Annotated in this window: 20 protein-coding genes and 1 riboswitch; of the genes, 11 read left to right on the top strand and 9 right to left on the bottom strand. The window is 48.4% G+C overall.

The annotated features are described in order from the left end of the window. The first annotated feature begins 628 nt into the window (after positions 1-628). The 3 genes from ACKFKF_RS16695 to ACKFKF_RS16685 all read left to right on the top strand — a co-directional run bounded on the left by ACKFKF_RS16695 (position 629) and on the right by ACKFKF_RS16685 (position 2,373). Positions 629-1,600: a sodium-dependent bicarbonate transport family permease gene (locus ACKFKF_RS16695; protein WP_446868716.1), complete on the top strand. Its 972-nt coding sequence runs from the start codon at positions 629-631 to the stop codon at positions 1,598-1,600. Between the two features lie 4 nt (positions 1,601-1,604). Then, the gene (locus ACKFKF_RS16690) at positions 1,605-1,913 is read left to right on the top strand and encodes a P-II family nitrogen regulator (protein ID WP_446868715.1); all 309 of its coding nucleotides are present in this window, start codon (positions 1,605-1,607) and stop codon (positions 1,911-1,913) included. A gap of 319 nt (positions 1,914-2,232) precedes the next feature. Further along, positions 2,233-2,373, top strand: a complete 141-nt coding sequence (locus ACKFKF_RS16685; protein ID WP_446868714.1) for a hypothetical protein — start codon at positions 2,233-2,235, stop codon at positions 2,371-2,373. 74 nt (positions 2,374-2,447) lie between these two features. On the opposite strand, the gene ACKFKF_RS16680 is transcribed toward ACKFKF_RS16685, so the two are convergent. Next, positions 2,448-2,738, bottom strand: coding sequence for a YkvA family protein (locus ACKFKF_RS16680; protein ID WP_446868713.1), 291 nt, complete (start codon positions 2,736-2,738; stop codon positions 2,448-2,450). A 129-nt stretch (positions 2,739-2,867) separates the two neighbouring features. Here ACKFKF_RS16680 and ACKFKF_RS16675 point away from each other — a divergent pair, with 129 nt between their 5' ends. After that, positions 2,868-4,055 (top strand): anion transporter, encoded by a 1,188-nt coding sequence (locus tag ACKFKF_RS16675; RefSeq protein WP_446868712.1) that lies wholly within the window; start codon positions 2,868-2,870, stop codon positions 4,053-4,055. 140 nt (positions 4,056-4,195) lie between these two features. Here ACKFKF_RS16675 and ACKFKF_RS16670 read toward each other — a convergent pair whose 3' ends face one another. Continuing rightward, positions 4,196-5,770 (bottom strand): alkaline phosphatase D family protein, encoded by a 1,575-nt coding sequence (locus ACKFKF_RS16670; protein WP_446860231.1) that lies wholly within the window; start codon positions 5,768-5,770, stop codon positions 4,196-4,198. Positions 5,771-6,404: 634 nt separating this feature from the next. Here ACKFKF_RS16670 and ACKFKF_RS16665 point away from each other — a divergent pair. From ACKFKF_RS16665 to ACKFKF_RS16655, 3 genes are all read left to right on the top strand, one after another. Continuing rightward, positions 6,405-6,806 carry a hypothetical protein gene (locus ACKFKF_RS16665; RefSeq protein WP_446868711.1) on the top strand — a complete coding sequence of 134 codons (402 nt, stop codon included), beginning with the start codon at positions 6,405-6,407 and terminating at the stop codon, positions 6,804-6,806. 296 nt (positions 6,807-7,102) lie between these two features. Beyond that, the gene (locus tag ACKFKF_RS16660; protein WP_446868710.1) at positions 7,103-7,492 is read left to right on the top strand and encodes a Uma2 family endonuclease; all 390 of its coding nucleotides are present in this window, start codon (positions 7,103-7,105) and stop codon (positions 7,490-7,492) included. A 7-nt stretch (positions 7,493-7,499) separates the two neighbouring features. After that, positions 7,500-7,772: a hypothetical protein gene (locus ACKFKF_RS16655; RefSeq protein ID WP_446868709.1), complete on the top strand. Its 273-nt coding sequence runs from the start codon at positions 7,500-7,502 to the stop codon at positions 7,770-7,772. 15 nt (positions 7,773-7,787) lie between these two features. Here the strand turns inward: ACKFKF_RS16655 and ACKFKF_RS16650 are convergent, their stop codons facing one another. The 3 genes from ACKFKF_RS16650 to ACKFKF_RS16640 form a co-directional block, all read right to left on the bottom strand. Then, positions 7,788-8,858, bottom strand: a complete 1,071-nt coding sequence (locus tag ACKFKF_RS16650; protein ID WP_446868708.1) for a hypothetical protein — start codon at positions 8,856-8,858, stop codon at positions 7,788-7,790. Between the two features lie 64 nt (positions 8,859-8,922). Further along, entirely contained in the window at positions 8,923-9,417 is a 495-nt protein-coding gene (locus ACKFKF_RS16645) for a DUF4112 domain-containing protein (RefSeq protein WP_446868707.1), read from the bottom strand. Positions 9,418-9,519: 102 nt separating this feature from the next. Beyond that, positions 9,520-9,717 carry a hypothetical protein gene (locus tag ACKFKF_RS16640; RefSeq protein WP_446868706.1) on the bottom strand — a complete coding sequence of 66 codons (198 nt, stop codon included), beginning with the start codon at positions 9,715-9,717 and terminating at the stop codon, positions 9,520-9,522. A gap of 427 nt (positions 9,718-10,144) precedes the next feature. On the opposite strand from ACKFKF_RS16640, the gene ACKFKF_RS16635 reads away from it, so the two are divergent. Continuing rightward, entirely contained in the window at positions 10,145-11,554 is a 1,410-nt protein-coding gene (locus ACKFKF_RS16635) for a GTP-binding protein (RefSeq protein ID WP_446868705.1), read from the top strand. A 249-nt stretch (positions 11,555-11,803) separates the two neighbouring features. On the opposite strand, the gene uca is transcribed toward ACKFKF_RS16635, so the two are convergent. The 4 genes from uca to ACKFKF_RS16615 form a co-directional block, all read right to left on the bottom strand. Next, complete coding sequence (gene uca / locus ACKFKF_RS16630; protein ID WP_446868704.1) at positions 11,804-15,415, bottom strand: urea carboxylase; 3,612 nt, start codon at positions 15,413-15,415, stop codon at positions 11,804-11,806. A gap of 380 nt (positions 15,416-15,795) precedes the next feature. Continuing rightward, a complete protein-coding gene (locus ACKFKF_RS16625) occupies positions 15,796-16,437 on the bottom strand; it encodes an urea amidolyase associated protein UAAP2 (RefSeq protein WP_446868703.1) in 642 nt (213 codons plus the stop codon). Between the two features lie 34 nt (positions 16,438-16,471). Next, the gene (locus ACKFKF_RS16620) at positions 16,472-17,170 is read right to left on the bottom strand and encodes an urea amidolyase associated protein UAAP1 (RefSeq protein ID WP_446868702.1); all 699 of its coding nucleotides are present in this window, start codon (positions 17,168-17,170) and stop codon (positions 16,472-16,474) included. A gap of 66 nt (positions 17,171-17,236) precedes the next feature. Further along, a riboswitch (guanidine-I (ykkC/yxkD leader) is annotated at positions 17,237-17,365 on the bottom strand. A gap of 422 nt (positions 17,366-17,787) precedes the next feature. Further along, positions 17,788-18,027, bottom strand: coding sequence for a hypothetical protein (locus ACKFKF_RS16615; protein WP_446868701.1), 240 nt, complete (start codon positions 18,025-18,027; stop codon positions 17,788-17,790). A 105-nt stretch (positions 18,028-18,132) separates the two neighbouring features. Here ACKFKF_RS16615 and ACKFKF_RS16610 point away from each other — a divergent pair, with 105 nt between their 5' ends. The 3 genes from ACKFKF_RS16610 to ACKFKF_RS16600 form a co-directional block, all read left to right on the top strand. Then, positions 18,133-18,552, top strand: coding sequence for a hypothetical protein (locus ACKFKF_RS16610; RefSeq protein ID WP_446868700.1), 420 nt, complete (start codon positions 18,133-18,135; stop codon positions 18,550-18,552). Between the two features lie 156 nt (positions 18,553-18,708). Next, on the top strand, positions 18,709-19,047 hold the full coding sequence (locus ACKFKF_RS16605) for a hypothetical protein (RefSeq protein ID WP_446868698.1): 339 nt from the start codon (positions 18,709-18,711) through the stop codon (positions 19,045-19,047). Next, positions 19,044-21,704: CHAT domain-containing protein (locus ACKFKF_RS16600; RefSeq protein WP_446868697.1), on the top strand; the 2,661-nt coding region annotated here is incomplete at its 3' end. The genes ACKFKF_RS16605 and ACKFKF_RS16600, both read left to right, overlap by 4 nt.

Here is a 21,704-nt window from a genome sequence, read left to right as displayed (position 1 = left end):
TGAATGAGACAAAGTTGAATGAGACTAACCAAAGCGACCGAATTCATTAAAATTTGAAGTCAGCCCATCAAGGTCGCTACAAGCAGAATTGATGCGATCGTGAAGCAAAAACTAAATCAGAAATTCCTGGGATACGGGACTGGCGGGACTCGAACCCTCGACCTACCGCTTCAGATTTGTGTGAGTTTCCTCACTCTCTGGACTATACCTTTACCATAGGCTAATGCCCGTAGGTAGTGACCTTCTAGTCTCTACACCTTCCGAAGAGTTTGAGTTCTCAGTTTTGAGTTCTGACTTCAAGTTCAAAACCCAAAATTTATCCTTCAAACCGCTCTTATCGGCTTGGCTCGGTATTCCCATAAGTCAGAAGATTTCTCACTTTGCAGGGTTCACCGAATTTGATCACATTCACTCGTAAAGTTTCCCTTACGGTGCCCAATTACTCAGGAGGCGGTCGCTCTATCCATCTGAGCTACAGCCCCAGGTTTCCTGAATTATTATAGCAGCCACAAAAAGTAGGGACGATCTCTTCGAGTTACCCGCAAGGGGTCGCCTTTCAGCAAATATTCGCAACTCAGTGCTGTAATCTGAAGATTCGTAACGTTTATGAATCGGAGTCTTGGTGACGATGGATCTCAGCCTGGTGATGTCCAATCTTTTGAATCCGCCTGTGTTATTTTTCTTTTTGGGGATGTTGGCGGTATTGGTCAAATCGGATCTAGAGATTCCGCCGCCGATTCCCAAGTTGTTTTCGCTGTATTTGTTGATTGCGATCGGCTTCAAGGGCGGAGTCGAATTGGTGAAGAGTGGCATTGGTCAGGATGTCATTTTAGCAATCATGTCAGCGATTCTGATGGCGTGTATCGTTCCCATTTACACGTTTTTCATTTTGCGAATCAAACTTGATCCTTATAATGCTGCGGCGATCGCGGCTACATACGGTTCGATTAGTGCGGTTACGTTTATCACGGCGGGTTCATTTCTCGATCAGTTAGGCATTGCCAGCGATGGTTATATGGTGGCTGCTCTAGCATTGATGGAATCGCCTGCAATCATAGTCGGTTTAGTGTTAGTGAAAGTGTTTGCGGCGACTGAGACGGGGCAAGCATTTGACTGGGGCGAAGTGTTGCGCGAATCGTTTTTGAATGGGTCGGTTTTTTTGCTGGTGGGAAGTGTGGCGATCGGCATTCTTACCGGAGAACATGGCGCACAGGTTTTGAAACCTTTTGTCGAAGATATGTTTTATGGAGCGTTGACGTTTTTTCTGCTAGATATGGGACTGGTCGCCGCCAAACGAATTCAAGATTTGCAGAAAGCGGGGGTGTTTTTGATTGCGTTTGCGATTCTAACTCCCGTTGTGAATGCAGGGTTGGGATTAGCGATCGCGAAAGTGATCCAAATGTCTCCTGGTGATGCGTTATTGTTTGCGGTTTTGTGTGCGAGTGCGTCTTATATTGCCGTTCCTGCTGCGATGCGTCTGACGGTTCCCGAAGCGAATCCTAGCTTATATATTTCGACTGCGCTGGCTGTCACGTTCCCATTCAATATTATTTTTGGAATTCCGCTTTATCAGTACGGTATCAACTTATTTTGGAGCTAACTTTATGCAATCGGTCAAACGCATCGAGATTATGGCCAGCTCGGTGGAGCTAAACAAAATTCTTGCAGGGCTTGAGAAAGCGGGTGTTCCGGGTTACACCATAATTCATAATGTGACGGGAAAGAGCGATCGCGGCACCATCTCCGAAGATTTTGCGCTCAACAGTTTAGATAATGTTTACGTGATTGCTTTCTGCAACCCTGACCAGATTGACGGCGTGATTGAAACGCTCAACCCGATTTTGAATAAGTTTGGTGGCGCGTGTTTTGTGTCGGATGCGATGCAGGTGGTGATCGTTCGGTGTGTTTCGTGAACGCGACAGAGAATGCGATCGTTAATGATGCAAAACGTGCAACGTACTTCTTCACGAATCGTCAATTACTCTTCGCTTTTAGTAAATAGTTTCAAGGCAGACAGTCTCAGTCATAGAGACATAGCCGATATTCATCATGTCCAGCTTATGGCATAAAGAGCCGACCTACACCCCTGCAATTCTCGTTACATTACAGGCATTTCCAGGACTTGAACAGCTTTTTGCCATACTGAGAATTGCTGGTTCAGCAATCTGCTCCATGCTAAATCCAAGTTGTAGCAATCGCGGCTGTCTCGTGTCAACTACATAGTTCAATTTATTGCATCAATTTTCGTTCTTTGAGATTGGGCAGGTTGTCCATTTCTTTACCCGTCGCAACGATGCTCGTGAGTATCTGCGCGTGTTAAATCAACTGAATGAAACGGCAATTTATAAGATTGTATTTGGCCCATTGCAATAGGCAAGCAATGAAAAAAGGCACGGTTTCTGCAACCGCACCTCTTCAAAACTGGGTTGAAATTGGCTAAATGCAGCCTACTTGACGGGGGTCGCCTTCACATCCACCGTATCAGCATTGACGGGAGCGCTATCCACCGTTTCGGTCGGCTCTGTTCCTTTGCGCGTCTTCACTCTATCAAGCAACACCTGAGACACTTCAGCAATCAGCAGAGTTAGCAGCAAACCATCGTCAACTTGACCAATGCCAGGAATCACATCAGGCAGCAAGTCGATCGGGCTTAACAAATAAGCCAACGTGCCCAAAATAATCAGCCAGCGATACTTAGAGTTGCGGATAATATTGCGATACCAGTCGTACAGTTTCATGGGTTTACCCTCTTTGATACTTTCATCTTGTCAAATTGTGCCCTAAAAGTCTGGTGTGGAAATCCTGCTAATTATAGTGAGGCTCTCCGCCAATGGACATATCCGTAATCTCAAAACAGGATGTGAAGTGTGGATTTCTTGAAATATGGGGTGATCGGGCTGACTTATTTGGGGTTAGCGATCGGCTACTTCCCAGGCTTGAGAATGAATCGAGCGACGATCGCACTGGTCGGATCTGCATTCGTGATTGCGTTGGGCGTTTTGAGTCTCAAGAATGTGTGGCAGGCGATCGACTCTACGACGATTGTATTCCTCCTAAGTATGATGATTGTGAATGCGAGTCTATCTTATGGGGGATTTTTTCGATTAGCGATCGCGTGGTTACTCGGTCTCACCAGCAGTCCATTTGGATTGATCGTTGCGTTGACTTTTGGATGCGGAGTCGTGTCTGCGGTTTTTTTGAATGATACGATCGCGCTGATCTTCACGCCGTTAATTCTCAGTTTGACAAAGACGTTACGCTTGAATCCAATTCCTTATCTGTTGGCGATGGCGGGCGCGACGAATATCGGGTCTGTTGCCACGTTGAGCGGTAATCCTCAAAATATTCTCATTGGTTCATTTTCACAAATCAGCTACTTAGAATTTGCTAAAGCCTTAACTCCGATCGCTTTGATTGGATTAGTGATTCAAATTGCATGGCTGTGGCTGTTGTATCCTGAAGTTCGGTCAATGATCGCTCGTGAACGCTTTTCTATTTCTGACAAGCAAATTTATCGACCTTTGCTGATCAAAACGATCGTCGTCATGAGTAGCTTGCTGACTGCGTTTGCGATCGGATTGCCCTTAGCCGAATCTGCCCTACTTGCAGCCAGTATCTTGTTAATCACACGCCGCGTCAAACCAGAGCGCATTTTACGCGAAGTCGATTGGAATTTGTTGGTGATGTTTTCAGGCTTATTTGTTCTCACCAAAGCCACTGAACAACTAAATTTATTAGCGCCGTTAACGAAAGCGATCGGGTCTTCTGCGGGACTAATCAGCGTCACAGCAATCTTGTCGAATCTTGTCTCAAATGTGCCTGCGGTGCTGTTGTTGAGTCCGTTAATTGGTGCAGACGATACGAAGTCCTGGTTACTGTTGGCTGCTAGTTCAACGTTGGCAGGGAATCTTACGGTTTTTGGATCGGTGGCTAATTTGATTACGATCGAAGCTGCTGCCAAACTGGGTTACAAACTCTCTTTTGTAGAACATTTGCGCTTTGGCTTTCCGCTAACGTTGGTGACGCTGTTGATAGCTTATTTTTGGGTGCGCTGAGAGAGGGAATGCGATTGAGTTCCTAGGCTTCGTTGTTCAGTGCTTCTGCCCCCCAACCCCCCAATTCTGGGGGACTTTAAGACTTCCACAGTTCAAAGTCTCTCACTTGTGGGGGATTTGGGGGCGTTCTCGAACTACCGTTAGGCCCGTTGAGCGCCAGGTTGACCATCCTCGACGACAAAAGAAGCTAGAGTGCTGATCGTCGCCTGCGGTTCGCGAATGGTTGAGACGACTCGATAATCACTTTGCCAGCGATCGCGGTTCAAATCACAGCGCACATACCCTCTCAAAGCACCATTAAAGAACTTTGTATGAGGATTATTGGACAACGCCAGGGTGACAGGTTCAATAAACTGAGTGGGGAAATCTGACGAAATGGAAGTGGCTACAAATTCAGTTCCGATCGTGGCAGAGGGCTGATTAAAATCTCGTTTGATGTCATGCACCCAACTAGAGTGAATATCCCCTGTTAATACAATCGGATTAGAGGGTTTCTGCTGATCCAAAAAGCTGAGAACGCGATCGCGGGCAGCCACATAACCATCCCATTGATCTACATTAAAGGCTTTAACTTCTGGACGCGCATCAAAATCAAATTGAGAAAACATCACCTGTTGAGCAATGACATTCCAGCGAGCAGGCGATTGTTGTAGACCTTGAAACAACCAGCGTTCTTGTGCCTTTCCGGTCAGAGTGGCCTTGGGGTCGAGAGCGGCTTCACAGAGTGGTTTTAGCCCATCGTCACAGGGTTGATCAGTACGATATTGGCGCGTATCTAGAATACTAAATTGAGCCAGATCCCCAAAGGTCAGCCGACGATAGAGACGCAGATTGGCACCTTTGGGTAGAGAAGATCGTCGCAACGGCATATGTTCATAATAAGCCTGATAAGCAGCGGCCCGTCGCACCAAAAAGTCTGCGGGTGAGTCGCCCTCGTTTTCAGAAATGCTGTTGGCGTAATTGTTTTCAACTTCGTGATCATCCCAGGTGACCGCCCAGGGAAAGGCTGCATGAGCCGCTTGTAGATTGGTGTCAGTCTTATAGAGTGCGTGACGATTGCGGTAGTCAGTCAGCGTGATGATTTCAGGGCTATTGTGCTGACGGGGGCCGCCGGGTTCTGGCCCATATTCATAGATGTAATCGCCAACATGAACGACTAAATCAAGATCTTCTTCTGCGACATGTTTATAAGCGGTGTAATAGCCATTTTGCCAGTCTTGACAATTGACTAATGCAAATCGTAGCCGATCTAATGGTTGATTTCTAGCGGGTGCGGTGCGAGTTCGACCGATCGGGCTAATTTCATTCCCCGCTTTAAACTGATACCAGTAGGTGCGCCCTGGCTCCAATCCGCGTACATCGACATGCACTGAATGAGCAAAGTCAGCCGTTGCGATCTTGGTGCCCGACTTCACAACCTGTCTCATGCCTTCATCTAAAGCAAGCTGCCATCTGACCGAGACGGCATTTTCTGGCATTCCACCGCCATTGAGCGGATCGGGAGCCAATCTTGTCCATAACAAAACGCCATCTGGCAATGGATCACCCGAAGCCACTCCCAACGTAAAGGGATAGCTAGAAAACAAAGGTCGGGCCATGACTCTATCAGGAAATTGAGAGGCGATTGCAACGCCAGTCAAAACACCCGCACCACGTAAAAGATCACGTCGCTTAAAACGAGTCGAGAGAAGACGCGAAGAATTGTACCAATCCATGATTGTGTAAGGAATTATCGGTAGATAACAGAACCCTACCAATCAGTCATTAACAGCCTGCCAAGGTTTTATTAAGGTTTTCCCAACGTTGAATAGGATTAGACGATCGCATTAATCAATCCGTTCCTTTATCTTGACCGATGCACCTAAGAAAACGTAAATTCGATGGGTCTTCCCCCTTCGATCAAAACCCAACAATTGAACTAAACCTATCCAAGCCTTAGTAAATTTCTTATAACTTTACCTCTGACCTGTGGATGAAACACCCAACAATTTACTAACACGAGAGGCATAAACTTGAGGAATGGGTTGAATCGATCAACTGAGACTCCATAACTGAGACTCCATAATTGTTTGTCTGACAAAAATGCTTGAAGGGGAAGAAGATTTTGAGGTCGATCGCATTCACAAGTTAAGCAGGATAGTTCAATTAGCGACTAATGCACTGATTTACATCCTGACTCAACCTCCACATCGATATAGGTCATTTGATAGAACGGCACAATATTTTTCTCAGTGATCTCATTCCTAAGACGTAGGGCGCTTTTGGTTTGAGTTTCTAGGATCGAACTTGGCAAGAAGAAACTAGACTCTCTGAGCTTTCTTCAGTTCATTCCTTTTAGGAGGTGCAGCCATGAATTTAACTTTAAAGCGAGTCCTTATGCCCGGTGTGATGGCAACCAGCTTGATCAGTGCAACAATGCTTCCCATTAAGCCTGCCTCTGCCGACCAAAACCTTTGGCGCGATGTAGGTATCGGTGCCGGAGTAGGAATCGGCTCTAGCATCGTCACGGGTCATAAAGTAGTGCCCAACATCATCAACGGGGCGGCCGCGGGGGCGGCGGTTAATCAGTCTCGCGGTCTAACGACTCCCAAAGGCAAACGACCCAATGCGCTGACGGATGCGGCAGTTGGTGCGGGGGCAAGTACGCTCACAGGGCAAGTCACAGGTCGCCGTCACAACATTAGAAATGCGGCCAACGGCGCGGCAGTGGGAACTGTAATCAACATTCTGACTCCCAACGTTCGTCGTTAATGTAATCGCTTCAAGTCATCTGCAAGGAGTTGTTTAACTATTGCAGGATTCAGTCCATAACCGTTGATCAAGAGTCAAGGATTGGTAAGCCTTTTTATCAGATTCTTGGCTCTTAATTTTGTTAAAAGCTGTGGTTGAATAAATAATCTTGTCGATCGCTAACCCAAAATATGATCCACAACCCATACTTCGCCAATGTTGTCTTCTCGATACAGCAGCAGTTTGACCGTGCGATCGTCCCGTAGAAGTGCTGAATTTGGTACAGTGAAATGCAAGCGTTTTAGAGGCTTCGGGCTATGGTTTCCAATCTGCAAGAAACCGTCGTTTACCCCGACAGTGACGGTCAGCCGATGTCAGACAACACCAAACAGTTTCGTTGGATTGTTGAGATAAAACAAAACTTAGATTGGCTGTTTACCAACGATCCGACAGTGTTTGTAGCAGGGGATTTGTTGTGGTATCCCGTAGAAGGCCGTCCTGAGATTCGGAATGCGCCTGATGTGATGGTCGTGTTTGGTAGACCCAAAGGAGATAGAGGCTCTTATCAGCAGTGGCGAGAAGATCAGATTCCGCCTCAAGTTGTGTTTGAGATTTTGTCTCCTGGCAACACCAAGACTGAAATGGAGAAAAAACTGCTGTTTTACGATCGCCATCAGATTCAGGAGTATTACATTTATAGATCCTGATACAAATATGTTTAGCGGTTGGCAGAGAGGCGAAGATGGGTTAGATGCGATCAAAGAAATCGCCAATTGGACAAGTCCTCGCCTTGGCATTCAATTTGATTCATCAGGCGAGGAATTACAACTTTATTACCCAGATCGCACCCGATTTCGCTCTTTTAATGAAATCAACAGTTCGCTAGAGCAAGAACGTCAACGAGCCGAGCAAGAACGCCAACGGGCCGAGGAGTTAGAAGCAATGTTACAGCGATATCGCGATCGCTTTGGCGATTTGTCTGAATAAGATCAGGTCATTTTTTTAGCCTGTAGCGCGATCGTCGGATTGCAAATCGCCCTCTAACTTGAGTCGAATCGTGCGCGAAAAGCCTTCGCCGTTGGGGTCGCCCATTGTGAACTCGATCGCCTCGCCTGACAACTGATCGAGACAACTGAGCAGCGATCGTAGGTTCGGCGTACTGGCTCCCGTATCGACGTAGATGCGTTCTGACAGTTTGTTGATGCGTTTCCAGGTGGTGTAGAGTTTGGCGATCGCTTGCTCTAATTGGGCGGCTTGACTCACCAAATCTGCGGTCGAACTTAGACAACCGACTCTCAAAGCTTCTTCTAGCGCCAGTTCTAGATTAAGAGATTCGTTATTGATGGTTTGGACTTGGGTGGCGGCTTCTAGATATTTCGCTAAATAACGCGCTTCGGAAGTGACTTGTTTGATATTGTCGATGTCAGAATTTTCGGCAACACTGTCGCGAATCGAAACTTGATGACTTTCGGGCAGCTTTTCTAACTGTTTGACCAGCGGTGACAGATAGCGCGTCGGAATCGTCTGATCGGCGGCTTTCTCGCGCACTTCAAGGGGCAGCAAATCGGATGTCATCACCGTCCAATCATCTGACAGTTGACGGACTTCTCGACGGGTAATGCGATCGCCCTTCTTGGCTGCGTCTCCGACCATTTGCTGGACTTCTGGCACCGATTGAGCCGTTTCGACAAACGCCCGCTTGCTAAATTGATTAACGTCTTCGGGTTCGAGACAGCCGCTATCGAGCAGGGTATCGGCGCTATTTGCGAGTTCGATCAAACTGTACGCCTGCGTTTTGCTGATTTCGCGATCTTTGAGCCAGTTGAGAAAGCCAAATCCGCGACCTTCACCATTTTTCTTCTCACGATCGCGCACCGTTCGCAAAATTCGGCCGCGCCAGATGTCAGTTTGTAAGTCAAAGCGATCGCACACCTGCCAGGCCCGATCGATCTGCTGCTGAAACTCTAATTCTGGAATCTGCTCGTCTTCTGGATCAGGTAGCTGAAACCCTAATTCTAAGGTCTGCTCAGGGGTCAGTGAAGTCAGGGTTGTTGGATGCCAGGCTTGAACCATCGGAGTCTTGTCAGAGACAGCCGAATCATTATTACACCCCTCGATCGATTTTGGGTGTCCACTTTTATCCGCCCGTCACCGTCTTCCACAGCCACGCGATCACAATCACCGCCAGGGCAGAAATGCCAATCGCCAGCAAGATAAATCCAGCCAGCAACAGTAAGACAAACCTCCGATCGGCCCGCTTTTGTCTGCGAGGGATTTCTGAATGAGCGTCCAAATGAGATTCTAAAAGTGCCACATTTTTGCTGTTTGCTTTCCAGGTCACATCCAGCAGATCGCCCAGCATAGGCACCGTTCCACCGACTGCATCCAGCACCAAATTTGAAACCATCTGCGTCACGACCGATCGAGGCAGTCCCATTCGCGCCGCTTCCCAAACGATGTATACCGAAAAGCCGGCCATGACCAGATCGCCCCCTCCTGGCAGCAGTCCGATCAGTGGGTCAATTCCAATCCGATAAGGGGTTCCTGGAATGCCGATCGCGTTGTCTAGTAGGTGAGCGAGCGATCTGAGTCGTTTGAGAGAAGCTGCTTTATCAGAAGTGTCTGTTTGCATCGCCAAGTAAAAAACTCTGCTTACAGCGTACCGGACTTATGCCAATTCTCCGAGTAAGCGCTGTGGAAGTCGCAGAATATTTTCTACGGGACTACTAGATGATTAATCGTCGTCGTCGTCATCATCGTCGTCGTCATCGTCGTCATCGTCGTCATCGTCGTCGTCGTCGCGTCGGGAGCGTTTTTCTCTAGAACGATCGTCATCATCGTCATCTCGACGAGATCTACGGTCTTCACCGCGATCGCTGCGATTTTCAGAGTCTTTACCTCGTAGGCGATCGAAGAAATTGTCGATATTCATACGTTTCCTCCGTTGATGTGAAGCAGTTTGCAGAGGGTGCTTTGCCTGACAGTTTGGACAAAAAACTGAATCGGTCACTCTTCCAAAAGGATTAGATCGCTGAAAAAAGTTGTTTGGCCGTTCAGCAGAATAAGCTTCCTCAAATCGAATCGTTGAGGCGAAACGGCTACAGAGAAAAGACGATCGTAGAAAGGAAAATGCTTCAGAAATTTAACAGATGGACTCCAGACTTCGGACTTTGGATGCTAGACGGGAAGCATTTTGCTGGTGTCTCTTGTCTAATGTCTTTTGTCTCTCTAGTCTTTTGTCTCTCTAGTCTTTTAAGTCTAAGGTTCGGTTATCACCCGCGACAAGCCGTATCATCTGGCGATTCCAACTTGCACAATTCTGCATAAGAATAGAGATGCCGTGCAATCTGTGTCGAACCGTGAATCAAGCTTCTCAATCTTCTCGATCGACCTCTCAAGAGTCGCAGCTAAAACGGGCGCGGAGTAGTTTGCGTCAGGCGTTTACCAACTATTCACAGACGGTGCGCTTGTCCAAAAATCCCGTTCTGCAAAACGCGCTTAAAGGTGAACTCGATCGCTTGGCTAACAATTTGAATAAGCTGGATAACGCGATCGTGCGGATTGCGGTTTTTGGTCTGGTGAGTCGCGGTAAGTCTGCCCTGCTGAATGCACTTTTGGGAGACAAAGTATTTGAGACGGGTGCGATTAATGGCGTGACCCAACAGCCTCAGATTGTTCGCTGGTCGCCAAAAGGGGGAATGGTGCCCGAAGAAAGTGCGATCGTGCCCCAGGGCGGTAAAGTTCAGATTGAGTTGATTGACACGCCGGGACTGGATGAAATTGACGGACAAACACGGGCAGAGATGGCGCGTCAGGTAGCAGAACAGGCAGATCTGATTTTGTTTGTCGTGTCAGGAGACATCACGCGCACTGAATACAAAGCACTCTGCGAGTTACGACAGGCCCAAAAGCCATTAATTCTCGTCTTTAACAAGATTGATTTATATCCTGAGCAAAGCCGTCAAGCAATCTATGAAAATTTGCAGCGATTGGGAGGCAGAACGGGAAGCCGTCAACAATTAGAACAGCTTTTGACTCAAGATGAGATCGTGATGGTTGCCGCAGAACCAACCCCAATGCAAATGCGAGTAGAATACCCAGATGGACGCATCACTTATGAATGGGAAACGCCACCGCCACAGATTGACGAATTGAAATACAAAATTTTGACGATTCTCAATCGAGAAGGTCGATCGCTCCTCGCTCTAAATGCTCTCACGCAGGCAAGAACCGCCGAAACCCAGATCGCAGAACGCATCATCGAACTCCGCAACGTCGAAGCAGAAGCTCTGATCTGGAAGTTTACTCGCTACAAAGCGTTAGCGATCGCTCTCAACCCCATTGCATTTGTGGATCTGATTGGTGGTGTGATTTCTGACTTAGCGATGATCCGATCGCTGGCTAACTTATATGGGTTACCGATGACCCGCTATGAAGCTGGCAAACTGTTGAAAACGATTTTGGTCAGTTCTGGGAGCTTGATTTTAGGTGAAATTGGCAGCGGCATTCTGTTGGGTATGGGCAAAAGTGCGGCCGCGATCGCGTCTGGGGTAGACAGTTCGGCAGGGCTTCCGGCGTTGGCGGGGGTGTCGATCGTTCAGGCTGGAATTGCGGGATATGGTTCCTATTCAGTGGGTCGCGCGGCACAAGTTTATCTAGAGCAAGGCTGCACCTGGGGAGCGCAGGGCGCAAGTACCGTGATTCAAGACATTCTCAATCAGGTTGAGCCAGATACGATCATTCATCGGCTACGACAAGAATTGATGTAGAAAGGTTGTGGTTTTTTACTTAGGATCGTGAATTAAACAACCTGTAATTCTCGCGGTTTCGCTTCGTTTAATTCGGCTTCTGCCCCCTAAATCCCCCAAATTTGGGGGACTTTGACTAAGTTTGACTGATCAATTGGTTGCAGCTTATTTTCAACTTGGTATTGAAGTCTCCTAGAACTGGCAGCTTGAGGGCAGAAGCGTCAAACAGCGAAGGGGAAGAACTCTAGTAAATTGAAGTTGAGCAATGCATTAATTCGCTGACTCGGTTGATTGAATGACAAAGAGCGACTGTCCGACGGCCACCATTTGCCCTTCAGTACAGAAGATTTCAATCACAGTTCCGGTAATGGGCGCAGTTATGGCAATTTCCATTTTCATTGATTCTAGAATGACTAATCGATCGCCTTCCGCCACGATCGCCCCTTTCTCAACCACAATTTGCCAAACATTGGCAGGAACGTGCGCTTCGACAATTTGACTGTTGGGCGGGAGATCAAAGGGAGGTTCATCGATCGCTAGCGTAGTGTCTTCTGGCTGCTCGATTGGGGGATTGGCGGCCCAGCGATCGCGTTCGGCTTCAAAGGCCGCTTGCTGTTTGGCTTTAAAGGTAGCGGACTCGGTGACGATCGACTCCAAAAATTCGTTGTATTGTCGCAGGCTAAACGTTGCTTCTTCAATCTCTAATTGAACTCTGCCATGAATGAAGTCTTCTCGAAATTTAAGTAGATCAGATGCCGAGACGGGATAAAAACGAATCTGATCAAAAAATCGCAGTAACCAGGGCTTTCCTTTTTCAAAATCTGGCGTTTGGCGATAGGTATTCCACATCTGCACTGTGCGCCCGACAAACTGATAGCCACCGGGGCCTTCCATGCCATACACACAGAGGTAAGCTCCCCCAATTCCAACGGCATTTTCGGGTGTCCAGGTGCGCGCAGGGTTATACTTTGTGGTCACTAACCGATGACGAGGATCAATGGGAGTGGCCACAGGTGCGCCTAGATAAACATCGCCCAATCCCAACACCAAATAACTCGCATTAAATACAATTTCGCGAACCTGTTCGATGTCATCCAAACCATTGATGCGACGAATGAATTCGATATTGCTAGGACACCAGGGCGCAGATGGATTGACCGATCGCAGGTATTTCTCGATCGCTAACTGAGTCGATTCGTCGTCCCACGATAACGGTAAATGAACAATTCGCGTCGGGACTTCCATCTCGTCGATCGCCGTCAATTCTCCTTCTGCGGCAATTAGCATTTCTAACAATTGTGTCAGAGGTAGAACGCGATCGTCGTAGTGAATTTGTAGCGATCGGATGCCAGGCGTTAGATCCCATATTCCGGGTAAGGGATGGTCGATCAGCCAATTCATCAAAGCGTGAACTCGAAAGCGGAGATTGAAGTCCAGCACCAGCGGCCCGTATTCAATCAGCAGATATTTGTCGCCCGATCGTCTGTACGTGACAGCAATCTGTCCAGGTGATTCTAAAATTCTATGTAGGATTGCTTCTTGTGAAGTAGGAGCCTTCTGAATCTGTGTTGCTTGTGTGGCTGTTAGCGTTGCAATTTGGTGATCTTGCTCAATCTCTTTTTGAATCGCGTCGTCAAGACTCCATTGACAAAATCGGATGGTATCCCCTGGTTTAAGTTGACCGATTTTCCATAGTTCTGCTTGCACGATCGTCGCTGGACAAACAAAGCCGCCTAAACTGGGGCCGTCTGGGCCGAGAATAATCGGCATATCCCCTGTGAAATCAATGGTGCCGATCGCGTAGGCGTTGTCGTGAATGTTAGAAGGATGTAGCCCCGCTTCGCCGCCGTCTTTTCTAGCCCATGCTGGCTTTGGGCCGATGAGACGAACCCCTGTTCGAGCCGAGTTGTAATGCACTTCCCAATCGGTTGAGAAAAACGTTTCGATGTCCGCTGGAGTGAAAAAATCGGGTGCCCCATGTGGCCCATACAAAACACCAATTGACCAATGGCTCGGATACCGAGGGATCAATTCGGATGGCAACGTGGTTAAATCAGCTTTTTGAATGCTAGAGCGATTGAGTTTGAGAACATCACCGACTCGCAGCGATCGCCCACAGTGACCACCAAATTTACCCAACGTAAACGTCGATTTGCTCCCTAAATAATCCGGTACGTTGAATCCATTCTGAACAGCTAGATAAGTGCGCGTTCCATTACCCTGAATGCCTTTCATCTGCAAAACGCTGCCCGCAGATACCGCAATCGCTTGCCAAAAAGGAACTGGACTTCCATCTAATTCGGCTTGCATGGGTGCCCCGGTTAGACAAACGATCGTATCGATATTAAAGCGCAATGTCGGCCCCGTTACGGTCAGTTCCAATCCCGCAGCAGACTCAGAATTGCCAACTAGACGATTGGCTAACCGAAACGCCAAATGATCCATCGCCCCAGACAGCGGAACGCCCACATTCCAATAGCCCAACCGACCGGGATAGTCTTGAATCGCGCTAAAAGCACCTGGCTGCAACACCTCGATCGTACAGGGCGCATAGTCAAATGACTGCAAAAATCGAGTGCTCACATTGCCCGTGTTGAAGGTCGGATCATCAAGAATTTGGCGCAGATAATCGAGATTGGTTTCAATGCCAGCCAGTTGAGTGCGATCGAGTGCCTCTTTTAACTGAGCGATCGCCCCTGCTCGTGAGTCTTGATGTCCGATTAGCTTTGCCACCAAAGGATCGTAGTAAGGCGTGACTTCAGTTCCTGTCTCAATCCAGGTATCACAGCGAATCTCAGACGAAAACTCTACCTCGGTTAAGGTGCCTGAACTGGGCTGAAACTGCTTCCCTGGATCTTCGGCATACAACCGCAACTGAATCGAGTGTCCCTGGGGTTGATGCTGATAGCCATTCAAGAAGCTAGAATCGCCAGCCGCCAGTTGCACCATCCACTCTACCAAATCCACGCCGCTAACGGCTTCTGTCACACCATGTTCGACCTGAAGGCGCGTGTTAACTTCGAGAAAGTAGAACTCATTGCGATCGACATCCAGCACAAACTCCACGGTTCCGGCAGATTGATAAGCGATCGCTCGTCCCAATCTCAAAGCTGATTCATAAAGTTGTTGACGCAGTTCGTTGCTGATGTTGGGAGCGGGTGTTTCTTCGATCACTTTCTGGTTGCGTCGCTGTACCGAGCAGTCTCGCTCACCTAATGTAATCACGTTGCCCTGACCATCTCCAAAGATCTGCACTTCGATATGTCTAGCGCGTTCCACGTAGCGTTCTAAATAAATGCCTCCTTGCTTAAAATTGTTTTGACTTAGGCGTTGAACCGTTTGAAATAATTCTGCGAGTTTATCTTCACTGTGACAAAGCTGTAAGCCAATTCCCCCGCCGCCTGCCGTACTTTTGAGCATGACCGGATAGCCAATGGCGATCGCTGCCCTTTGTGCCGCTTCTACCGTGTCTAACAACGACGTTCCGGGTAACAATGGCACTTGATTTTGGGCGGCTAATTCTCGTGCTGTATGCTTCAATCCAAACCTTCGCATCTGATCGGGCGTTGGGCCGATAAAAACAATTCCCTCTGACGCACAAGCTTCTGCAAATTCAGCATTCTCGCTCAAAAAGCCATAACCAGGATGAATCGCCTGGGCACCTGTCTGTTTCGCGGCTGCTAAAATTCGTTCCCAGCGCAAATAACTGTCTGACGCTAACGCAGACCCAATGAGAACCGATTCACTTGCCATTGAGACGTGACGGGCGTAAGCATCGGCTTCTGAGTAGACGGCAACTGACATGACTTGGAGGCGATCGAGGGTGCGAATAATCCGACAGGCAATTTCACCCCGATTGGCAATCAAAACTTTTTCAAACATGCTGAAGATTAGTAAGGATAGGAGAATTGAATCATCAACGGACACACTAAATTGATAAAACTAGAAACGCATTTGAGCAAATTAATTAAACGTAAATTCAATAAGCTTTTTCGCTTTGTTGTTTGGAGCTTTTGCCCCCGATTTTGAGCAAATTAATTAAACGTAAATTCAATAAGCTTTTTCGCTTCGTTGCTTGGCTCTTCTGCCCCCCAACCCCCCATTTTGGGGGACTTCCAGATAAGAAATTTTAAGACAAGAGTTCCAGTTCAAAGTCCCTCACTGGTGGGGGATTTAGGGGGCGAGAACGTTGAGTAGCGAAACAAAAAAGTCATCAAGTTCGCGTTAAGCGGATAGAGTTTAGAACACGTTACACAAACTTGTTAATCAGCATCCCAAACGATTAGTTGAATGGGCGTTGGATTGTACCCATTACAGGGATTATTCATTTGAGGACAGTTGGAGATGACCACTAGCGCATTCATTTCTGCTCTCAGATCGACAGTGCTGCCGGGATCAGAAATTCCATCGACAATTTCTAAAGTTCCATCCTGACTGACAGGCACATTCATAAAGAAATTGATGTTGCTCGTCATGTCTCGTTTGCCCATGCCGTAATCTTTGAGCGCATACAAAAAATTCTCGACGCAAGCATGTTGCCACTTTTTGTCTAAGCCAAATCGGACAGCGTTACTTTCACAGCTACAAGCTCCGCCAGATGTGTCATGTCGCCCACAAGTGTCATTCAAAACAGTCATCAAAACGTTGTTGTCGTTGGAGTGAAGCTGCGTTCCGGTTGTGATGAAAATGTTGTTTTGAGCGCGAATCGTTTCCGGTGCGCTGTAGCGTTCACTCGTGTCATCTGCGTTGTATACCAAAAAATCGACGGCCTGATTTCCGCCCAGGTCTACAATTCTCAAGATTTGACCTTTTTTAATCACCTTAGCCCAGGGCTTACGGGCAGGCAGAACCTGATCATAAACCGCTAGTTTGGGATCGAGTTGAGGAGCAAGCGTTGAAGTCATAGTTAATGAAGGTTAGAGTTCAAAAAGAACAGGATTAAACAAACACAGCATCCGTATTTTGAAAGCCGCGAATCGCTTCTGGATTAGCCGTTCTGCACAGATCATCAGCAGTTGGTGTCGGAGACTTCCAGACGATCGCTCTGACTGGTTTGGGATCATACGCCCCTGGATCAAGCGGATGGGGACAATTAGACAGCACTACCAAAACATTCATCTCGGCTCGCAGGTCAATAAAGTCGCCTGGTTTCGCCGTCTTATCTGCCCAAGAAAGGCTACCATCTGGCTCGACAGCAATGCGCGTAAACAGGTTGAGATTTGGCATGATGTCGCGTTTGCCTAGATTGCGTTTGGTGAGCGCCAGCAGGAAATTGTCGCGAGAATTTTTGTAGTCGCCTTCCCCGTATTTTCGATTGGTTGCTAGATTGCTGCATCCGCCCAGGGTGTCGTGGAGTCCGCAGGTGTCATCGGCGATCGCAAACAAAACGCGCCCCATGTCAGAGTAGAGCAGCATTCCCTTTTTCAAAAATGCATTAAATTGAATCTTTGCGGTATCCGCCGCGTTGTAGCGTTCGATTAAATTATCAGCGTTGTAGCATAACAGAGAAACGTTTCTTGAGCCTTCGGGGGCTACGATTCGCAGGGTCGTCCCACGAGCAATAATGCGCGACCAATAGGCACCTCCGGGAATCGTTTCATCCCACAAAATCAAAGCAGAATCGAGGTCGGCTGACATAAATAAACTCCTTGATAAATGGCAAAAACCCAGGCAGCCTGTCAACAGCAATGATCTGTCGGATGGCTCTCCCGGGCTTTTCTCCCTCCGTGTGACTGCTTTTGTAGAATGATTTCTGTCAAAAGGCAGTGGCTTCTCTCGGACCAGACATCTCGCTGACCAGTCAGCTAAATCGGAACCCTAGAAGCGAATTATTGTGTGAACAGCAACTGTGTTTAGAAGATTGCTGGGTTACGTCTCTTCGAGTTGCCCGCAAGGGGTGGCTCAATCCACTGAATCCAATGAACGAAACGATCAACTCCTAAACTTCTAGCACAATGGCACTAAAAAATAAATAATCGCATTTGAACAAAGAGAATTGTGTTGACAGCTACATTTTAGAAATTGCTCAATTCAGCCAGAATTCATCTCCTAATATTTATTTTGCAACCTGGTAAATTTTCTATCTCTGTTTGCAAGTCCTGTTAAGGAACATCGGCGTTGCTGATTGGAGGGATGAATCTGTGGGAAGTGTCCATCTTTTCGCCCCCTAAATCCCCCAAAATTGGGGGACTTTGAACCTTGAGTTTCCCGCCGCTTTGAGGCAATTCATCCCCTGATTCAGCAACGCCGGAACATCAATACTCTAAAGCCGTTGGAGAGTCCGATCGAGGGTTAATCGTTGATCGATCGGCCTGTGCATTTTCGATTTTGGCGGACTCATTTGCAGCATTTGAATCCTCATTTTCAATTTTGGCGGATTCATTTACCGTATTTGAACACTCGTTTTCAAGTTTGGGGGATTTGTTTGCAGCATTTGAATCCTCATTTTCTGTATCGGTACATTTATTTGCTGGTTTTCTACGTAAGTAACGCAAAAAGATTAGGTTCTAAATCGAATAAATGAATAGATCTACGAATCTCATTCAGAAGGAAACGAAATTAGGGTAGGGCAGACCTGAATGATTAGAACGGTATTACTCATGGGATTGAAAACTCGCGGTTCTGCTCAACTCGACAAAGCACAACGTCGGATAGCGCTGATTAAATCGATCGAAGAAAACTTAGATCTTGGTTATGACTTGACGGTTCCCAATTATGCCAAGCTGATCGACGATACTCGCAGGGCGCTGGAGGCTTACAATACGCTGCTGCCAGAGTTGGGTGAAGCAAGACAAAAGCTGGAACAGTTGGAGAAAGAACTGGGTGAAACTTCGGAGCGAATGCTGACTGGGGTGGCGCTGAAGTTTGGAAAGTCGAGTATGGAATATGCCAAAGCGGGTGGCTCAAATCGGAAAAAATCAAAAAATTCCAGCCCCGAATCGAGTGAAGCTCTATCGACGCTGCCTGTTGAGAAGAATGGCTCGAAGTCTAGCAGCAATCAGGTGAACTCAGTGAATTAACTGCGTCACTAATCACAATTTTTTTGAGAGGCATGGGACGATCCTGTGCCTTTTTTGTTTTAATTTCGAGGGGTTAAGATAAAAACATTAGAGACATCCGGAAATCAGCATAATTTCGTAGTTTCTTTTAGCAGTGTCGTTGAGTAGAAGTCTCTTATGTCGGACATTAAAATCACGATCGAAGGAAAGGGCGCGATCTCTGCCGCAAAAGCGCTGTTGGATCTGCCCGGAGTTTCAGGAAGTTGGGCAACTACAGATGAGGTGAAACGAAATGGAGCGCTGGAAGTGATTGTGACGATCGTCGGATTAGTCAGCGGTGGCTTGAGTGCGGCGGAGCAGATTCGCAAATGGCATGAGGAGTACAGCGGCTCGGAAACAAACAAGATTGAAAATGTGGTGATTATTACGCCAAAGGAACGGATTGCGATCGAGGATGCAACGCCCGAACAAATTGCAAAAGTGCTGAAAGCGATCGCGAAAGATTCACCTGAATGAAAACGCTTCAAATCACCCTCACCTTAGTCGATGAGCAACACGCGAGATTAACGGCACACCGAGATCAATCGCGGCTTCTCTCCGAAAGAACGATCGCACTCAACACCATTCAAACCCTGATCCAAAAGTCGAAAACGGACTTCTATAATGCTGATCCCAATCCGATCGAGGTGGGTAAACAGCTTTATTTTTGGCTGGATGGGGACGATCGCTGGCTAAATCAAGCGCTGGATCAAACGAGTGAAGGACTGGTTTTGGCGATCGAGGTGGCGGAACGATTGGCGCATTTGCCCTGGGAGACAATGCACGATCGCACGGGGTTTTTGGTGATGCGATCGAATCCGATTGTGATTGTGCGGCAGGTGTTGGGCGTGGCGAAACTGCGAGAACTGCCAGAACGATCGCTTCAGGTGATGTTTATGGCGACTGATCCGGAGTTGCCGGGGGAAACGAAGCTGGAGTTTGAGCGGGAGGAGGCGAATATTCTGGATGCGACGCGATCGTTACCAATGGTGCTGCGGGTTGAGGAGAGTGGCTCGATCGACGGATTGAAAGACATTTGGCAACGGTATGACGGGGCGCTGGATGTGCTGCATTTGTCGGGTCATGCGAATATTCGCGAGGAGAAAGCGGAGAATGGGCAGCCTCAATTTGTGCCGTACTTTGTGACGGAGACGCAGACAGGAGAGCCAGACACCGCAACGGCAGAGACGATCGCGCAAGTGCTGAAGTTTCGAGAGCCGCGATTGGTGTTTTTGTCGGGCTGTCGGACGGGAGAGGCGGGCGGACGTGGGGCGGCTCCCTCATTGGCGGAACGGTTGGTGAATCTGGGGGTGCCTGCGGTGTTGGGGTGGGGTCGTCCGGTGGGCGATCGGGTGGCGACGGTGGCGGCGACGGTGCTGTATGAGAAGTTGGCGACGGGATATACGCTGGTGCAGGCGTTGGCGTTTACCTATCAAGCGGTGGCGCGGGATCAGTCGCTTTCGGTGCGGGAGCGGCATCAGTGGCAGTTGTTGCGGCTCTATGCTCAGGGGTCGGCAGAAGCTTGGGGGGCGTTTGTGTTGCCGTCGGGCGATCGCATCGTTGAGCAGAGAATGGAATTTGAGGATCTGTTTCTCGATGCTGAGGGGCGGGTGCGGGTGGCGGGTGCGGCGGAGTTTGTGGGGCGGCGGCGAAATTTGCAGCGGTGTTTGAAGGCGTTGAAGTCGCAACCAGGTGTGGTGCTGCATGGGTTGGGTGGGGTGGGCAAGAGTACGGTAGCAAAGCGATTGCTGGAGCGGTTGGTGGGGTATGTGCCGCTGGTGATTTATCGTGATTTGACGGAGGCGAGGCTGTTAGATGCACTGTTGCGGCAGTGTGAATCGGAGGTAGGCTGTGAGATTCTGAATGGAAAACTGGGACTGGCGCAGAAGTTGAGTAAGTTTTTTAAGCAGCGATCGACCGAAAAATCTCCGCCTTTTGCGATCGTCCTGGATGATTTTGAGGCGAATTTGGAGGATCGGGGGGATGGATTGCAGGTGATGCGATCGCCAGTCGTTCCGGTGTTGCAGGAATTGTTGGAAGGGGTGAAGCTGTCGGGCGTACCGCATCGGGTGATTGTCACGAGTCGATATGATTTTGGGACGGGAATGCGGGATCAGTTGCATCGAGAGCCGCTGGCAGGGTTGCGCGATGGGGATTTGCAGAAAAAGTGCGATCGATTAGCAGCGTTTCAATCGGAAGAAATTGCACTGGAGCTACGGAAAAAGGCGATCGAGCTTTCGGATGGGAATCCGCGCTTGTTGGAGTGGTTGGATCGGATCTTGCTGGATCGTGAGACGGATCAGATCAAGATTTTGGCGGCGATGGAGGGGAAACTGGTTGAGTTTCGGACGAAGATTTTGGCGGAGGAGTTGCTGAGACAGCAGCTAGAAGATCTCGTAGAGATGTTGAAACGGGGAATGGTGTTTGAGATTGCAGTTCCGCGATCGTCCTTTGAGATCATCTGTGAGGGATCAGAGTGGAGCGATCGAGCCGTTGCGATCGGGCTGTTGGAGGTGGAGCCGGAGGGAGCGGTGCGGGTTCCTCGGATTTTGGGCGTGGAGCGATCGCGGGAGGATTTGGCGGGCGGGGCAGCGCGGGAGCTTTATCGGGTTTGGTGGGAAGAATCGGACGCGACTGAGGCGCAGGCTTTGGAGATTCATCGGTTGGCGGTGTTGGGGCAGGAGAAGCAAATCGCGGCGGAAATTGCTGATCGTGTGGCGAGTCGATGGAACAATCAAAGCCGATTTCGAGAAGCGGTGGTGCTTTGTCAATCGACCTTAGAAGTCACCGAAGATTTTCGCGTTCGTCACACGCTTGCAAATGCTGAAAAACCACTAGGAGAGACGGATTCTGCCATTCAAAACTACCAAAGAGCATTAGAAGACTGCCCAGATACAAATGATCAAGCGGTTTTACGTGAAAAAGCTGCAATCATTCACAACCTGGCAATCATCTACGCCAATCAAGGACAAGTCGAACAGGCGATCGAGCTTTATCAACAATCGCTGCAACTCTTTGAGCAAATCGGCAATGTGCAGGGAAAAGCGGCGACGTTACATCAAATGGCAATCATCTACGCCAATCAGGGACAAGTCGAACGGGCGATCGAGCTTTATCAACAATCGCTGCAACTC

The sequence above is a fragment of the Phormidesmis sp. 146-12 genome (assembly GCF_052939495.1).
This window is presented reverse-complemented; position numbering and strand designations above follow the sequence as displayed.

Excerpts from the sequence above, each read along its gene's own strand:
- ACKFKF_RS16665 (WP_446868711.1), top strand. The coding sequence starts at position 6,405 with ATGAATTTAACTTTAAAGCGAGTCCTTATGCCCGGTGTGATGGCAACC.
- uca (WP_446868704.1), bottom strand. The coding sequence starts at position 15,415 with ATGTTTGAAAAAGTTTTGATTGCCAATCGGGGTGAAATTGCCTGTCGG.
- ACKFKF_RS16625 (WP_446868703.1), bottom strand. The coding sequence starts at position 16,437 with ATGACTTCAACGCTTGCTCCTCAACTCGATCCCAAACTAGCGGTTTAT.
- ACKFKF_RS16620 (WP_446868702.1), bottom strand. The coding sequence starts at position 17,170 with ATGTCAGCCGACCTCGATTCTGCTTTGATTTTGTGGGATGAAACGATT.
- ACKFKF_RS16655 (WP_446868709.1), top strand. The coding sequence starts at position 7,500 with ATGTTTAGCGGTTGGCAGAGAGGCGAAGATGGGTTAGATGCGATCAAA.
- ACKFKF_RS16605 (WP_446868698.1), top strand. The coding sequence starts at position 18,709 with ATGTCGGACATTAAAATCACGATCGAAGGAAAGGGCGCGATCTCTGCC.
- ACKFKF_RS16660 (WP_446868710.1), top strand. The coding sequence starts at position 7,103 with ATGGTTTCCAATCTGCAAGAAACCGTCGTTTACCCCGACAGTGACGGT.
- ACKFKF_RS16690 (WP_446868715.1), top strand. The coding sequence starts at position 1,605 with ATGCAATCGGTCAAACGCATCGAGATTATGGCCAGCTCGGTGGAGCTA.
- ACKFKF_RS16610 (WP_446868700.1), top strand. The coding sequence starts at position 18,133 with ATGGGATTGAAAACTCGCGGTTCTGCTCAACTCGACAAAGCACAACGT.
- ACKFKF_RS16645 (WP_446868707.1), bottom strand. The coding sequence starts at position 9,417 with ATGCAAACAGACACTTCTGATAAAGCAGCTTCTCTCAAACGACTCAGA.
- ACKFKF_RS16695 (WP_446868716.1), top strand. The coding sequence starts at position 629 with ATGGATCTCAGCCTGGTGATGTCCAATCTTTTGAATCCGCCTGTGTTA.
- ACKFKF_RS16650 (WP_446868708.1), bottom strand. The coding sequence starts at position 8,858 with ATGGTTCAAGCCTGGCATCCAACAACCCTGACTTCACTGACCCCTGAG.
- ACKFKF_RS16680 (WP_446868713.1), bottom strand. The coding sequence starts at position 2,738 with ATGAAACTGTACGACTGGTATCGCAATATTATCCGCAACTCTAAGTAT.
- ACKFKF_RS16640 (WP_446868706.1), bottom strand. The coding sequence starts at position 9,717 with ATGAATATCGACAATTTCTTCGATCGCCTACGAGGTAAAGACTCTGAA.
- ACKFKF_RS16670 (WP_446860231.1), bottom strand. The coding sequence starts at position 5,770 with ATGGATTGGTACAATTCTTCGCGTCTTCTCTCGACTCGTTTTAAGCGA.